The following is a 14,169-nucleotide window of genomic DNA, read 5'->3' as shown; positions in this document are numbered from 1 at the left end:
CTCTTTCAAAAATTGCACTAGAGTGAAAATCTTTTGTTCTACTTCTTCTATTTATTTGATAAGGAGGCTATTTTTTTGGTTTGTACATACAGATAGGATCGATACTTTAGCTTAGCTGGGATGAATATTTAAAATGTATGATTATAAAAAAATTGATCATTTGTATTATGTTTGATTAGTTTTTTAAAAAATAATAAATGTATTTGTAAATGCGAGTTAATTTATTTAACAAACAGGCCATTTAATGGAGTAAGTCGTTATTAGACCTCATAATAAAAATGCTGATGAGTTTGCATTTATAACTCATCAGCTTACATTTTAAAATCTATCTATTGTTATATCCATGTTTATGCTTGTAGCAGCCTTATTGCCATCGGCTGCAGCAATCATCAAAGAAGAGGGTCCTGCCTTTTCAGTTTCTCCTGCAATATAAACCCCATTTGCTGTTGTTCGTCCAGTACCGTCTGTGATAATTCCTCCGTTTTCATCAGTTTGACAATGTAATTGCTCAGCAAATTTATTTAGGCGATAATAACTAGGAACTACGAAACCACCACTTCTTAGAATGTTTTCACCTGATCTTAATTCAATACTTTCTAAGTAACCGTTATCTCCATGTAAGTTTTTAATAACTTCTGTATAAACCTTAATCTTTTTACTTTCAAAATTAATTCGTATTTTATTGGATAGTTGATGACCATTAGTAAAAACGATTAAATCCTTTGACCAATTAAAAACCAATTTAGTCATATGAATAATGTGGTCATCATTTTCTGCAATTATAGCTAACGGCTTGTCTCTAAGCTCCCAGCCATCACAATATGGACAACTGAATAAACTTTTACCATAATATTCTCTAATCTGTAATAATGGAAATACTTCCTGAATACCGGTAGCCAACAGTATTTTTTCTGTTATATAAGATTTATTGTTTGTTGTATTGACTAAAAATAAATTATTTTGAACATCTTTATTAACCTCCATAACTGTCTCATTTGAAATTGACACAGAAGGATAAGATTCCAATTCTTTAATTGCAATATTTTTAAATTCTTGTGGTTTAATTCCATCTCTTGTTAAAAACCCGTGTGACTCTTGCGTTACACGATTTCGATTTGTTCCATTATCAAATATGGCTACTTTTCTACGCGCTCTCCCTAAAGTTAAAGTTGCACCTAATCCAGCTGGTCCTGCACCAATTACAATACAATCATATTTATTCATCAATTATTTTCCTCCTTCTCTATAATATCTATTATAGAGTTATAATATCTATAATTAGGGTAAAAGAAATCATGATTTACATAGATTTCTCATTCATTTTGTTAGCTAAATCAACTATACGTGTTTGATCCAATTCATTTAAAAGCTTTTCCTCCGCTGATTCAATCGCTTTCTGAATTAAGCAATCAGGATTATGACCGAGACAATAATCAAAAATAGGCGTCAAACCTTCAATAGCTTTTATAACATCGAGTATTGAAATTTCTTCCCAACCCGGTTTTAATTTATAACCGCCATTTGCACCTGTGATAGATTCAATCATACCGGACTTTACTAACATTGTTAGTATTTTAGATAAATATGTTGTTGAAACTTCTTGGCGTTCAGCTAATTTTGCCACACCAATATGTTCAGTGGGGGGATTAACAGCTAAAAATAGCAAGGTGTGGAGAGCGTAGTTAGTTGCTTTTGTTAACTTCATATGATTACTCCTATTGTAGATTTAATATATCTATAATATCTACTTATTTTTTGAAAGTCAAATACTAAGTTTATTTAACAAACGGACGCAATCCTGTAATAAGGATCAAATTGTTGAGGAACATTTTCTATAAATTGGATATTGTTGTTGAAATATAGAGTAAGATTGTGAAGATTTCACTTTAACTAACGGAGGACTTTAGCAAATTATTACTGAGTTGCATAAACGGCCCTTTTTTATATTGTTGAAATAATAATGTAAAGCTTATAATTTAATTAGGTGATTAAAAGTGACGATACAACATGAAAAGATAATCAATTTCTATGATAGGCGTATACTGTTCAATAAATATCGTAAAAATACACCCAGCGTAATCTTTATTGCAGGGTTAGGCGATAGCCATGAAACATGGAAAAAGGTCCAAGACCGAATATCGGATGAAACGTCAACCTTGTCCTATGACAGGGCGGGTATTGGCAGGAGTCAAGACGTAGCTGTCCCGCGAACTTGCTGTGATCTTGTTGAAGAGCTCTCCAAATTGGTGCAAGCGCTTGACGTGGAGAAGCCTTATATATTAGTAGGCCATTCCTTTGGTGGATTGGTCGCCAGATTGTATACCAGTCTTTATCCGCTGAACATCTGTGGTATGGTTTTGGTTGACGCTGCACCGGAATATAAAGAACTTGCCTATGAAAAGGTTCTACCAGAAAATCTACTTGCAGGAAATAGGAAATATTTCGAGAATCCTATGTTGAATAGTGAGAAAATTGATAAAATACAGAGTTATAAGCAAATTGTTGATTATTCAAAACAAAGTGACATCCCTCTCTCAATTATTACAAGAGGTTTACCCGATAATAATGAAGATGGATGGCCCTCACAAGAAATATTAGGAATTGAACAAAGTCTACAAGCAGAATTCCAATGGCTGTCAACGTCAAGTAAGTTCCGGATTGCTAGTCGTAGTGGACATTATATACATCATGATGAGCCTGATATTGTCATAGAAGAGATTTTATTAATGTTAAAGGGGATGGGAAAGTGAGCGATATAAGGTTGAAACTTATGGAGGATTTGCAAAGAATTGAGGAGAATGAGTATCAGTTAGGCGAAGGTGAGCAGCATCAAGATTTCTTACCTTTGTTACTTCAATATATCGGCGATCCTCAGCCAGAATTGCGGGATAACTTGATTTATCCGATGTTTTATATGTGGATTAAGGAAGAGAATAGGTTCAGTGAAGAGGAGTTGCGTAGTCTCTTAACTGTTCTGACTGATGAGAACCATTTGTTCTATAATATCGGCAGCGAGGAGGATCAGTCAGTTTTTACAAGGACGTTTTCTGCCTTGCCTATCGCTTTGATTATACAACGCCACAGACGGAATCCATTTTTAAATCAAGAAGAAATTGAGCAATTAATGCAAGCAATGCTCCGTTATTACAATGAGGAGAAGGATCTGCGGGGTTACCTTTCAGTAGGAGGCTGGGCTCACAGCGCGTCTCACGGTGCAGATGTTTTTGTTGAGTTGGTGCAGTGCGAGGAGAGCAGCGTTGCAATGCTACGTGAGGTTCTTGTCGCTATTTCTGGCATGCTACATAATGGAATACATATTTTTAGTGATGAGGATGATGAGCGGTTGGTCAATATCGTGGATATGATGATTGACAAAGAGTTACTTCCTCATCAAGAAATTGCTGATTGGATTAGCTGCTTAGCGCAATGCTGCGATTTGCCGAGAAGTCGCAGTCAGGTGATTGCTCGCGTGAACAGCAAGAATTTTTTACGCAGTCTCTATTTCAGAAGGGGACAAAATAGCCGAGGGAATGAGCTTAATACTGCCATACTTGGCACTGAGGCAAAATTAAACAGGTTTTCTATCAGTTAAAGGATTAAGGCGTTGTTCCAATCCATGGGTTTGACTGAGGGATTTACTGGTTTATTCCTCCATTAAAGCGCTTATTAACGGAGGAAATATTATAGAAATGATCAAACTTTTTTATAAAAGAATGATTCCATAAAATATATAATGAGCATGTTTTGATTAATTTTTTAAAACATGCTCTTTCTTTTTGCCTGTTTATCAACGCTATTAGGTATTATTTTGAACAATCTTTATTATAAAGCTAAACCACGTGCATCAATTTTTATGGGGTGACGAGTGGTTGCGGTGCGGTCACATTTATGGATTTTATTTTGAAGATATATAAATTGGATTTTTTAATTGCATGTCATCAAAAGTAGATCAAATGCTAATTTTTGTTCTAAAAATGTGGAACGAAGATAAATATAAGTTATTCCATTAAAGGGCCATATTCTTGAATAAGGAGTAGCGACAGGTGAATGAGATTACATCGTTAAGAAATTTCAACAAAGAATTAATCCGTTGGAAAATTATTAAGTATTATTGGGCAAAAAATATTATTTTGATATCTTGCTTTTTTATTCATTTTTTTACTTTCTCAAAAAATAATTAGTTATAGTGAAACTGTTAGATATAAGGAATATAGGAGACACCAATGGAAAATACAATTAGAAAACAAATCTTTGAACTTATTGATCCAGAATATCAAAAGTTTTCAGCAGCTCTCATACCTAATATTAATAATATTTTGGGTGTCCGGCTGCCAGAGCTACGTAAACTAGCAAAAAAAATTGCAAAGGAGGACTGGCGCACTTATCTCGAAACCTCGGAAGATGAATATTTTGAGGAAGCCATGCTGCAAGGTATGGTCATTGGCTATGCCAAGACAGATATTGAAGAACACCTGTCCTATGTGGCTTCGTTCGTGCCAAAAATTGATAATTGGTCGGTATGTGACAGCTTTTGTACAGGTCTAAAATTTGCAAAGGCAAATAAGGAGCGTGTATGGGCATTTTTACAACCCTATCTGTCTTCTAAGAAAGAATATGACATACGATTTGGAGTGGTCATGCTCTTAGACTTTTATATTGAGATGGAATACATCGACAGGGTGTTAAACCTATTGAATAGTGTGAAACATGAAGATTATTATGTCAAAATGGCGGTTGCGTGGGCTGTCTCTATCTGTTATGTGAAAATTCCTGATACCACAATAGAATATATGAGAAATAACACGCTCGATAATTTTACGTATAATAAAGCTTTGCAAAAAATTACGGAATCTAATCGTGTGGATAAGAAAACTAAAATTCTTATCCGCAGTATGAAACGGAGATAGGAAAGTAAAGGGGAGTTAATGAAATTGGAACAACATGAAAGTTAAGTTGGTTTATGAATGTTTACGTCTATCGTATCATTGCAATTTCTCTTTCTTCCACGTTGCATATTTTTCAGGTAAACAAACGGCACACGGCCTTAAACCTGCCGAGATTGCCGTTTGTTCATCTGAAAAAAATACACGGTGTTTAACATATCCACCTTTTGCTATAGACCTAAGTGCTGTGGGACAATCTAATCTTCCATATAATTTACTCCGTCGATGTCCACCCAAAATACCCGGTATATCACTTTGATATGGACGCAAATCGGCATCTAACAAGATGAATGCCTTTTTTTCAGCACTATCTTCATTATTTTTACACATGCAATCACTTCCTATTATCTTTACGGTTCGAACCCTTTCTGGCTTATATAAACCTGATTTTCTGGAAAGATATCTATAAATCTCTTATATACTTTTTGAATAACTTGCGGACCATACCATTCTTCTAATCCAATTTCAGCGTATTTTGTTTCAATTTCTAGTTTTTTTGTGCGTTTTCCTCCACTGCCATCTCCCATAAAATAGTCATCAATACATATTCGATTGACGAATGGTTTCAATTTATCAGGAAAATATTGTCCACTCGGTAATACGGGGGCTATTGCAACTTGGGTTGGAATTCCTGCCTCTGCTAATTTTTGCAATAACTTAAAGCGTGCTTGAATAGGGGGTGCCTCTGGAGTAAAATGTTTACGTATCGTTTCCGAATCCGTCTCAATGGTTATACTTACCCGTACTCTGTCTTTTAAGCGCTGTAGCAAATCGATATCTCGACTGACAAGTGGGCTTCTTGTCTGTACTAATAAGAAGTCAGGTGGGTCATCTACCATTACCTCTAATAACGAACGCGTGATTTTTTCTTTATGTTCGCTGTGTTGATACGGATCTGTGCTAGACGACATAAAAATCGTCACTTTCCCTTTTGTTTTTTCTCTTCGGAGTTCTTTAGCGAGTAAAGCCGCTGCTCCGATTTTCACGTCAACCCAATTTCCCCACTCTCCTTCTCGAAAAAGAGATACAGGCATTTGGCGTACATAACAATAGGAACACCCAAAGGAACAGCCGGTATAAGGGTTCAGTGAGTGCGTATATCCAGAAAGAAAGCCTGTTCCTTTATTTAAAATGGTTTTGGGGTATTTATAGAGCAATTCACTTTTCATGGGGAAACCTCGCTTTCAATTGTTATACAATAATTTCACTTGTTGCTAGAATAACCTTGTTTTTCTAAATTCAGGAGCTTTGTCTTCATTTCTAATCCACCACGATAACCTATTAACGCTCCATTTTTCCCTACTACACGATGACATGGAACAGTAATTAAAACTGGATTAGCTCCAATGGCTGCGCCGACAGCACGAACTGCTGCTGGTTTATTTATTACGTTTGCTATATCGGAATAGGACATTGTATGTCCATATGGAATCTCACAAAGTGCATTCCATACTACATTCTGGAATGGTGTTCCATTGTAATCAAATGGGACAGTAAAATTTCGCCGATTTCCTTCAAGATACTGGGTGATCTCTAACGCATAAGGCTCGAGTTTTTCAACATCTTCAACAAGAGAACTTCCCGGAAGGCGTTTCATAGCCCATTCAGACAATTCCTCGAATGGTTTGTTCTGTGAACCAACAAACATAAGCCCCTTAGATGTCGAAGCGATATAAAAATTCCAATCTTTATACTTAAGTAAAGACCAATAAAGTGTTGGATTATTCTCTGATTTCATTTTTAAATTTCCTCCATTTTTTTTAGTGACCTATTGTTTTCACGATATTGTGTTGGTGTTTGTCCGGTTTTCTTTCTAAATAGAGTAATAAAATAGGAAGTGTTAGGTATTCCTACACATATGGAGATATCCGCAATCGTTTTATTTGTTTGAATGAGGTACTCTTTAGCTACGTTTAATCTAACCTGTTGTATATACTCGACCGGCGTGGTGCCTGTAATCTTTTTAAACGTTCGATGCAAATGATAGGGACTTCCATGGGCTATATCTGCTAATGTTTCTAGTGTAAGTTTTTCAATGAAATTTTTATCAATGTTTTCAGTGATAAGAGCAACCCACTCACTATCAGGCAATTTCTCATTCGTAGGCTTGCAACGCTTACATGGACGGAAATTTGCTTGGAGAGCTTGTTCAGCGTTTTGAAAAATACGTACGTTTTCCTTTTTTGGAACCCGAGATTTGCATGAGGGTTTACAAAAGATTCCGGTGGTCTTTACAGCATAGAAAAATTGATTATTATATGAGGCATCATTGTTAATAATTGCTTGCCATTTACTTTCTGTCATTAACCCATAACCATGATTCTCTTGGAATCCACTATTGACGCTGTCCTTCATTTACCTCACCTCTCCATACATTATATACCCTGTAAATTCAGTACGTATTAGACAAAAAATAAAATAGCAAGATAGTGAAATTTATTTTGAATCATGAAAAATAATTCCAAGACCGTATCTTTCTCCAGTAGTAACCGTACTTACTCCGTGACGAACTGTATTTTTGTAATATCCTTTTTTACCAAGAGAAGGTCTATGGTTAGTAGGGAAAATCAGCGCGCTACCTTGTTCCAACGTAATGACATGCGCCCTGCTCTGAGCGTGTGGAATCTGTTCCACTAATACGGATTCACCGCCTTTATAATCTTTATCTTTTTGATTTAATACAAATACTACTTGAAAAGGGAAAAACACGTCCCCATATAAATCTTGGTGCAAGCAATTAAATCCCCCTTTTTCATACTTTAAAATTAAGGGTGTCGGTCTAGTTTGTTCATATTCTTTACATGTTCTCAAAAAATCTTGAAGATGATCTGGAAACTGCTCTGATTTCTTTAAAAAACTCAACCATCGATTTGCTGTTTTAGCCAACTCTGGATAAAAGGACTCCCTTAAACTTTGGATGATTTCGGGCAATGGATAGGAAAAATATTTGTATTCGCCATTTCCAAATCGATATCTCGCCATATTGATGGTGGTTCTGTATGACTCTTCCTCACTATAGAGTTCTATGAAGAAGTCGCATTCCTCTTTTGTTAAAATTGCTGGAAGCTTTGCAAATCCTTGCGCATCTAATTCGTTTTGAATTGAATCCCAATTTAAGCTTTTGACACGTGTTTTAATATCTAGAACCATTTTAATTACCTCCTATTTAGCATTCTTGATAAATAACACTATAACCTCAGAAATTAAAATAAAGAAGGTACCTAGAATGTAATAGCAAGATAACAAAATTAGAAAAGATTATTATGTAATAAAGTAAAACTACAATCAGTGTGAGTTTGCCTCCTAATTATTTTGTAATTAGTATAGGAAATAGTATTAAGGTGAGGAGAATGAAAAGTGACGTGGCAAGAAATCAATGATGACATCACTATTACATTACCTGAAGAGTTGACATGAATGCTAACTTAGGCTATCTAACAAGGGAAAAAAATGAATGCATGTACGAGGCCGAGAACGATATCATTACAAGAGTTATAGCCATTGGAGAAATTTGGTCATTGGTACAGGTAAGCGTAAATGATAATAAACAAATGATTGTTCAGTTTTTAAATGATTCTAGACCTACTGAAGAGTGGCAACGAGAAAAGATTGTAAAATATATTCGTGAATGGTTTGATCTTGATAACGATTTGACCTCATTTTATGAAATGGCAAAAGCAGATCCATTACTTAATATTCCTGCCCATAAATTCTATGGATTGCGAGTCATTGGCATTCCCGACTTATTTGAAGCTTTATGTTGGGGAGTCTTAGGCCAACAAATTAACTTATCATTCGCATACTCATTAAAAAAACAATTTGTAGAAAAATTTGGTGAGTCCTTAGAATTGAAAGGTAAAAATTATTGGGTTTTTCCATCCTACGAAAGAATTGCTGAGTTATCACCTGCCGACCTAGCTGATATCAAAATGACTTTGAAAAAAAGTGAATATATCATTGGAATTGCCCAGTTAATGGCACAGGGAGAATTGTCAAAATACAAACTATTAAAAATGAACTACAAAGAGGCTGAAAAAAATCTAATAAAGATACGTGGCATTGGTCCTTGGTCAGCCAATTATGTTCTCATGCGTTGTTTGCGATTTCCGACAGCTTTTCCAATAGACGATGTGGGTCTTATCAATTCGATTAAAATATTCGTATTATGAATCGAAAGCCTACGAGAGATGACATTTTGAAAATATCTGTTACTTGGAAGAAATAGGAATCATATGCAACCTTTTATTTGTGGCGTTTTCTTTACTAAATAATTTAACAGAATGTATTTATTAAAAGGAGGATGAGCTTTAAGAGCTTATTCTCACAATCAGCGGATCTAATAAATGTTACTCCATTAAAGGGCGCTTTACTTGAAAATCATTGAATTGCGCAGGCAGCTCTTTTTTCTTATTGTGCTAACGATGCAGTTTAGTTTAACAAGAAGGAGAACCCTCTTAAGTTATTGAATACATATAATGTGGATAATTATGGGGGGGGTAATGAATGATTTTTGAAATAACTATTCAAGTTCGTGTTACTGATTTTAAAGAAGGACGCAAGTGGTATGAAACACTATTAAACAGAAAACCTGATTACATACCGCACAATGGTTTTGTAGAATGGGAAATCATCCCTGGTTGCTGGTTGCAAGTTGCTGAGGGAATACCATCAGAAGCTAGTGGACCTTTACGGTTAGGAATTACTAATATAGTAGCTGAAAGAGATAGACTTGTTAAAGAAGTAGGAATTGACGAATTTGAGATATACTCCCGTGAGGAAGTTTCTGCAAAATGGGGAACTTTCACTGACCCTTGGGGAAATCAACTAGGTCTCTTCGAGTACTTGGATAAGAAAGAAGAAAATAATCGTATTAAAACAGTTTTGAGAGTTTGAAGATTTTAGCAAGTTGAGCTAAGGTGGCATTGGTCGGAGAAGGATTAACGCTTTTTGTTGAATTTCATAAAAGGTGATTAAAAAAGTCCAACAAATTTGTTGAACTTTTAATACATATTACATATTTTCAAATTGGAGATATTCTAAAATATTTCCGAAGGGGTCTCTGAAACTAATATATTTCCCTGGAGGACAATTAGTTGGTTCATCTACAATAAATGCCACTTCTTTATCTTTTAAGAATTTAACCGTTTCATAAATATCCTCAGTTCTCAATCCTAATACAACCCCTGTAATTTTATTATCTTGCTTAAAGGTTGTATTATCGTTCTCCTCTAAAATAATTGGTAGCTCTCCGTGTACAAGTGATGCAATGTTAGGTCCATACTGCTTGTTTAATTCAAAACCTAAAGTATTGGTATAAAAGTCAATTGCTTTATTTAAATTTGGCACGTAAATACTGATAACACAAACCTGATTCACCATTTTATCCCACCTTTTTTATTATTAATATAAATATTCTACACACGTTAATGTGAAACCTTTATTTCAAAAAAATAACTCTATTGTCTTATTCAACTAACGGGCGCTTTCCTGGAATAAGGAAAGTGCCTTTTTCATTAAAGGGCAATTTAATGGAAAAACACCTTAAAGAGATTAGCTGGGTTTTGTGAAGAATTATATTTGAATATTATGTAAGGCTTAGTTTGAAAGTGGGATAGCTTCAAATATTAATCTCCAGTACGATCACCCCATCAACAGATTATGATGGGGATTATTATAATTTATTTTATTAGGAAAAATCAGATTTTATTATTACTTCTAATGCTTTTTTCAACACTTCTGTATCGCTATCTGACAAGTTTTGAAGAACCTTATTATTCAACTTAATTGTGGCAGCTTCAATTTCATCTCTGATTACTTCAGATTTTTGAGTAGCCATCACTAAAACATTTCTACGATTTTTTGGATCAATCGAACGTTCTATTAATTCAGCTTTTTGCATCTTATCTAATATCCCTGAGACAGTAGGGGCTTCTAAATAAACCATTTCTCCAATTTGTTTAGGGGATAATTGTCCTTCTCTCCACAAACAATTCAACACACCATATTGAGCCGGTGTTACGCCATAGTCCTCTAAAAGCTTGCTGAAATATTTAAAAACTTTATTCTGGCTAGCACTTAGTAAAAAGTTAATGCAATCTTTTAATTCCATAATATCTCCTCCATATTGACATTAGTTATAATATCATGTTAGTTTTTGTTATGAAACATTTTTGTTGCAGAAATGTTTTGTATCAAAAGGGGGAAGATGTCGATGGATACATGCAAGGCAATTGTTGTAAAAGAGGAACAAGAACAAGTAATTTATGGTTTGGAAGATGTGAATCTTGATAGTCTTTCGGATGGCGAGGTTTTAATTAAGGTATCATATTCTTCAATAAACTATAAAGATATGCTGGCTGTTCAAAAAAATGGAGGAGTTATTCGGAATTATCCGATGATTCCTGGAATTGATTTGAGTGGAACCGTTGTTCATACAACAGATGATCGTTACACAGAGGGACAGAAAGTGATTGTTACAGGTTTTGCTATGGGAATGAGCCATACAGGAGGGTTTGCAGAATATGCTAGAGTTTCTGGAGATTGGATTGTTCCTTTACCAGTGAATCTATCCTTAAAAGATGCTATGGTTTTTGGAACAGCAGGGTTTACGGCCGCCCTTTCTATCATTGCTTTAGAGGACAAAGGTATGGATTTAAATAATAATCCCAGGATTCTGGTTACTGGATCAACTGGTGGAGTAGGTAGTATAGCTTTACAAATTTTATCTAAAACTGGTTACAAAAATATCTCTGCTTTAGTTCGAAAAGAACACCAGATAGCAGTAGCAAAATCTTTAGGAGCAACCGATGTCATTTTTACAGAGGAATTAGGCGTACAAAATAAACCGTTAAATAAGCAAAAATTTGACTTTGTCCTAGATACTGTCGGCGGGGAAATTGCTTCTGTTTTAATACCTCAAATTTCCTACGGTGGAAGTATGAGTATGTGTGGGAATGCAGGTGGTATAAAATTAACATCAACAGTGTTGCCGTTTATACTTAGAGGAATTAACCTTTTGGGAATTGATTCTGTAAATGTACCAATCGAAAATCGTAGTTATATTTGGAAGAAAATAGCGAATGAATGGAATATTTCCCGAACTACACTTATAAATGAAATTTCGCTTCAAGATTTACCTCAAACTATTGAAGCGATTAAAAGTGGTCGCCATTTAGGAAGAACGATTATTAAATATTAAATAACATATAAACCAATTCATGATGGAAACAACACTTATCTCAGTTTAGGCATACAAAATTTTTGATAAAACTTTAGATACATGCAGTAATTTCCACCCTATACCAAACTGGTATAGGGTGTTTTATTATTAAATAACTTATCAACAATAGTATAAATATTTAAAATAAGCCCTATTGTTTGGTTGTTTATTTTGTACTCATTTCTTTTCTATTGTTCCACAATCGGGCGCTTTCCTTGAAATAGGGGAAGGCCCCCTTTTCTATTTACTGGTTAAAAATACTTCGGAAATTATCAATATATTAGCTTATTGAATAATCACTGTATGAAACAGCCTCTCTCTGAACATAATAGAATATAGAATACTAGATTTAACTTAGTAGGAGAGTGAATCCGAAGCGTGGAAAAAATACCAACAAGATAAAAAAATCGAGGGGTATTCAATACTACATTAAAAACATATTGTTTTCAATACAATCTTTTATTGCGATTTTTTGGGTGATATTGATATGAACGGATTTAGTACAGAAAAATTAAAAGAGTACTTAATACAGTCAGGAGAACACTTAAAGCCATCCAGTTTAGGGCATAGGATTCGTTGTGTTAAATCACTATTTAGATGGTCACATGATGAGGGATATATTCTAAAAAATCCTGCTGCTAAATTGAAAGAGCCGAAATTAGGTAAAAGAATACCTAAGTTTCTCTCAGAATTAGAGATCAAACATCTAAGGGAAGCTTGTCAATCAACGAGAGAATGCACTATTTGAGTTTATGTATTCAACCGGCTGCCGTAATAATGGTGCGCCAATTGATGTCATTCAAAGCTTACTGGGTCATGAAAAGAGTGAGACTACAAAGATATACGCTCAGCTAAGCGGAAAGCTAAGACAGAATTTATACAGTAAATACTTTTAAAAAACTTACATTCAATTAAGACACTCATGTAGAAATAGGTGTTTTTTTATTATAGGGCCAAATAGTTTAATAAAGAAATTTTGCAATCTAGAAGAAATTATTAGATTGTAATGTGTGCTATACTTGACTCTGCACATAACATTAATGAAAACTGCAAAGTATAATGTGACATCCCTCATGAACAAAGGAGAACTGAAAATGAGAAAACTCGTTCTATTTCTGCACGCATCGCTTGACGGTTTTGTAGAAGGGCCAAACGGTGAAATGGACATTGGTTGGGTTTCCTACGATTCTGATTTGGAGAAACACGCGAAAGAAATTCTGAGTACTGCCGACACTGTCATTTGGGGACGTGGGACTTATCAGATGATGCACAGTTACTGGCCATCTGTGCCTTCGAACCCATCAGCTTCGCAGTACGAACGGAATCATGCCGAGTGGATAGAAAAGACAGCCAAAATCGTTTTTTCCACGACGTTGGAGAAAGTCGAATGGAACAATTCCAGACTGGTGAAAGAAGATGTAGAGGAAGAGATCAAGAACCTCAAACAGCAGCCAGGCAAGGATATGGTCATCCTAGGAAGTCCTAGATTCGCACACTACCTTATGCAGTTTGATTTAATTGATGAGTATAAAATTACGGTTTCTCCCGTCCTGGTCGGCAGCGGGTTGCCGTTATTCCAAGGTCTCAAGGAGAAGATTAACCTTAAACTTATCGAAAACAAGACATTTGATTCTGGAGCCATAGGTCTCGTTTACCAGACGGGTAGATGACCTTGTCACCTAAAATAGATTACGCTAATCAGATTACGTTAGCACAATAAAAGCAGCGGCAGTCTAGGTCTTTCGAGTTCCTAGTCCGTCACTGCTTTTTTTACGAGTCAGTCTAATAAAGTTTGTCGGGTGATCGACAAACTTTATTTTTTAAACCAACACCAAACCCTTTTTCTTAGTAACAGAGGAACAATGGAAATTGTAATTGTATTATCTTGAAATCATGTCTTCCATATAAGGGTGCGATTCTGTAACAAGGATTAGCGCTTGTTTTCGTTAAAGGGTCATTTTGTTGAAGAAGACTCTTTAATCAAGAAGATGAAAAATGCCCCACGCA

General features: G+C 35.1%; 15 protein-coding genes and 2 pseudogenes. 8 read left to right on the top strand and 9 right to left on the bottom strand.

Annotated elements, in window-relative coordinates; translation table 11 throughout:
• Positions 1–318: 318 nt before the first annotated feature.
• Both ACIP9C_RS04400 and ACIP9C_RS04395 read right to left on the bottom strand, forming a co-directional pair.
• Positions 319–1,224, bottom strand: coding sequence for an NAD(P)/FAD-dependent oxidoreductase (locus ACIP9C_RS04400; protein WP_401008945.1), 906 nt, complete (start codon positions 1,222–1,224; stop codon positions 319–321).
• 76 nt (positions 1,225–1,300) lie between these two features.
• On the bottom strand, positions 1,301–1,705 hold the full coding sequence (locus tag ACIP9C_RS04395; RefSeq protein WP_401008943.1) for an Rrf2 family transcriptional regulator: 405 nt from the start codon (positions 1,703–1,705) through the stop codon (positions 1,301–1,303).
• Positions 1,706–1,994: 289 nt separating this feature from the next.
• On the opposite strand from ACIP9C_RS04395, the gene ACIP9C_RS04390 reads away from it, so the two are divergent.
• From ACIP9C_RS04390 to ACIP9C_RS04380, 3 genes are all read left to right on the top strand, one after another.
• A complete protein-coding gene (locus ACIP9C_RS04390) occupies positions 1,995–2,750 on the top strand; it encodes an alpha/beta fold hydrolase (protein ID WP_401008941.1) in 756 nt (251 codons plus the stop codon).
• Positions 2,747–3,592 carry a DUF2785 domain-containing protein gene (locus ACIP9C_RS04385; protein WP_401008939.1) on the top strand — a complete coding sequence of 282 codons (846 nt, stop codon included), beginning with the start codon at positions 2,747–2,749 and terminating at the stop codon, positions 3,590–3,592. Before ACIP9C_RS04390 ends, ACIP9C_RS04385 begins: the two co-directional genes overlap by 4 nt.
• 631 nt (positions 3,593–4,223) lie before the next feature.
• Positions 4,224–4,907: a DNA alkylation repair protein gene (locus ACIP9C_RS04380; RefSeq protein WP_401008937.1), complete on the top strand. Its 684-nt coding sequence runs from the start codon at positions 4,224–4,226 to the stop codon at positions 4,905–4,907.
• A gap of 75 nt (positions 4,908–4,982) precedes the next feature.
• Here the strand turns inward: ACIP9C_RS04380 and ACIP9C_RS04375 are convergent, their stop codons facing one another.
• The 5 genes from ACIP9C_RS04375 to ACIP9C_RS04355 form a co-directional block, all read right to left on the bottom strand.
• On the bottom strand, positions 4,983–5,273 hold the full coding sequence (locus tag ACIP9C_RS04375; protein WP_401008936.1) for a metal-binding protein: 291 nt from the start codon (positions 5,271–5,273) through the stop codon (positions 4,983–4,985).
• A 20-nt stretch (positions 5,274–5,293) separates the two neighbouring features.
• Complete coding sequence (locus tag ACIP9C_RS04370) at positions 5,294–6,112, bottom strand: SPL family radical SAM protein (protein ID WP_401008934.1); 819 nt, start codon at positions 6,110–6,112, stop codon at positions 5,294–5,296.
• Between the two features lie 35 nt (positions 6,113–6,147).
• Positions 6,148–6,681, bottom strand: coding sequence for a methylated-DNA--[protein]-cysteine S-methyltransferase (gene adaB, locus ACIP9C_RS04365; protein ID WP_401008932.1), 534 nt, complete (start codon positions 6,679–6,681; stop codon positions 6,148–6,150).
• A 2-nt stretch (positions 6,682–6,683) separates the two neighbouring features.
• The gene (locus ACIP9C_RS04360) at positions 6,684–7,298 is read right to left on the bottom strand and encodes a bifunctional transcriptional activator/DNA repair enzyme AdaA (RefSeq protein WP_401008930.1); all 615 of its coding nucleotides are present in this window, start codon (positions 7,296–7,298) and stop codon (positions 6,684–6,686) included.
• 81 nt (positions 7,299–7,379) lie between these two features.
• Positions 7,380–8,093 carry a 2OG-Fe(II) oxygenase gene (locus tag ACIP9C_RS04355; RefSeq protein WP_401008929.1) on the bottom strand — a complete coding sequence of 238 codons (714 nt, stop codon included), beginning with the start codon at positions 8,091–8,093 and terminating at the stop codon, positions 7,380–7,382.
• A gap of 207 nt (positions 8,094–8,300) precedes the next feature.
• Between ACIP9C_RS04355 and ACIP9C_RS04350 the strand changes: the two are divergent.
• A pseudogene (locus tag ACIP9C_RS04350) lies at positions 8,301–9,168 on the top strand (DNA-3-methyladenine glycosylase family protein).
• Positions 9,169–9,446: 278 nt separating this feature from the next.
• Entirely contained in the window at positions 9,447–9,836 is a 390-nt protein-coding gene (locus ACIP9C_RS04345; RefSeq protein WP_401008928.1) for a VOC family protein, read from the top strand.
• Between the two features lie 117 nt (positions 9,837–9,953).
• On the opposite strand, the gene ACIP9C_RS04340 is transcribed toward ACIP9C_RS04345, so the two are convergent.
• Together ACIP9C_RS04340 and ACIP9C_RS04335 are read right to left on the bottom strand one after the other, a co-directional pair.
• On the bottom strand, positions 9,954–10,322 hold the full coding sequence (locus tag ACIP9C_RS04340) for a VOC family protein (protein WP_401008927.1): 369 nt from the start codon (positions 10,320–10,322) through the stop codon (positions 9,954–9,956).
• A gap of 307 nt (positions 10,323–10,629) precedes the next feature.
• Positions 10,630–11,052, bottom strand: a complete 423-nt coding sequence (locus tag ACIP9C_RS04335; RefSeq protein WP_401008925.1) for a MarR family winged helix-turn-helix transcriptional regulator — start codon at positions 11,050–11,052, stop codon at positions 10,630–10,632.
• 102 nt (positions 11,053–11,154) lie between these two features.
• Between ACIP9C_RS04335 and ACIP9C_RS04330 the strand changes: the two genes are divergently transcribed.
• The 3 genes and pseudogenes from ACIP9C_RS04330 (at position 11,155) to ACIP9C_RS04320 (ending at position 13,832) form a co-directional block, all read left to right on the top strand.
• The gene (locus ACIP9C_RS04330) at positions 11,155–12,141 is read left to right on the top strand and encodes a YhdH/YhfP family quinone oxidoreductase (RefSeq protein ID WP_401008923.1); all 987 of its coding nucleotides are present in this window, start codon (positions 11,155–11,157) and stop codon (positions 12,139–12,141) included.
• A gap of 427 nt (positions 12,142–12,568) precedes the next feature.
• Positions 12,569–13,058 (top strand): annotated as a pseudogene (locus ACIP9C_RS04325) (tyrosine-type recombinase/integrase).
• A gap of 198 nt (positions 13,059–13,256) precedes the next feature.
• The gene (locus ACIP9C_RS04320; RefSeq protein WP_401008921.1) at positions 13,257–13,832 is read left to right on the top strand and encodes a dihydrofolate reductase family protein; all 576 of its coding nucleotides are present in this window, start codon (positions 13,257–13,259) and stop codon (positions 13,830–13,832) included.
• Positions 13,833–14,169: the final 337 nt, after the last annotated feature.

Origin of the sequence: Lysinibacillus sp. NPDC093210 (assembly GCF_044753985.1) — a bacterium.
Classification (GTDB): domain Bacteria; phylum Bacillota; class Bacilli; order Bacillales_A; family Planococcaceae; genus Lysinibacillus.
Note: the sequence above shows the minus strand (reverse complement) of the source record. Positions and strands in the feature narration are given on the sequence as shown.

Coding starts and splice junctions, on each gene's coding strand:
- ACIP9C_RS04400 (WP_401008945.1), bottom strand. CDS start 1,224: ATGAATAAATATGATTGTATTGTAATTGGTGCAGGACCAGCTGGATTA.
- ACIP9C_RS04395 (WP_401008943.1), bottom strand. CDS start 1,705: ATGAAGTTAACAAAAGCAACTAACTACGCTCTCCACACCTTGCTATTT.
- ACIP9C_RS04380 (WP_401008937.1), top strand. CDS start 4,224: ATGGAAAATACAATTAGAAAACAAATCTTTGAACTTATTGATCCAGAA.
- ACIP9C_RS04375 (WP_401008936.1), bottom strand. CDS start 5,273: ATGTGTAAAAATAATGAAGATAGTGCTGAAAAAAAGGCATTCATCTTG.
- ACIP9C_RS04370 (WP_401008934.1), bottom strand. CDS start 6,112: ATGAAAAGTGAATTGCTCTATAAATACCCCAAAACCATTTTAAATAAA.
- adaB (WP_401008932.1), bottom strand. CDS start 6,681: ATGAAATCAGAGAATAATCCAACACTTTATTGGTCTTTACTTAAGTAT.
- ACIP9C_RS04360 (WP_401008930.1), bottom strand. CDS start 7,298: ATGAAGGACAGCGTCAATAGTGGATTCCAAGAGAATCATGGTTATGGG.
- ACIP9C_RS04355 (WP_401008929.1), bottom strand. CDS start 8,093: ATGGTTCTAGATATTAAAACACGTGTCAAAAGCTTAAATTGGGATTCA.
- ACIP9C_RS04345 (WP_401008928.1), top strand. CDS start 9,447: ATGATTTTTGAAATAACTATTCAAGTTCGTGTTACTGATTTTAAAGAA.
- ACIP9C_RS04340 (WP_401008927.1), bottom strand. CDS start 10,322: ATGGTGAATCAGGTTTGTGTTATCAGTATTTACGTGCCAAATTTAAAT.
- ACIP9C_RS04335 (WP_401008925.1), bottom strand. CDS start 11,052: ATGGAATTAAAAGATTGCATTAACTTTTTACTAAGTGCTAGCCAGAAT.
- ACIP9C_RS04330 (WP_401008923.1), top strand. CDS start 11,155: ATGGATACATGCAAGGCAATTGTTGTAAAAGAGGAACAAGAACAAGTA.
- ACIP9C_RS04320 (WP_401008921.1), top strand. CDS start 13,257: ATGAGAAAACTCGTTCTATTTCTGCACGCATCGCTTGACGGTTTTGTA.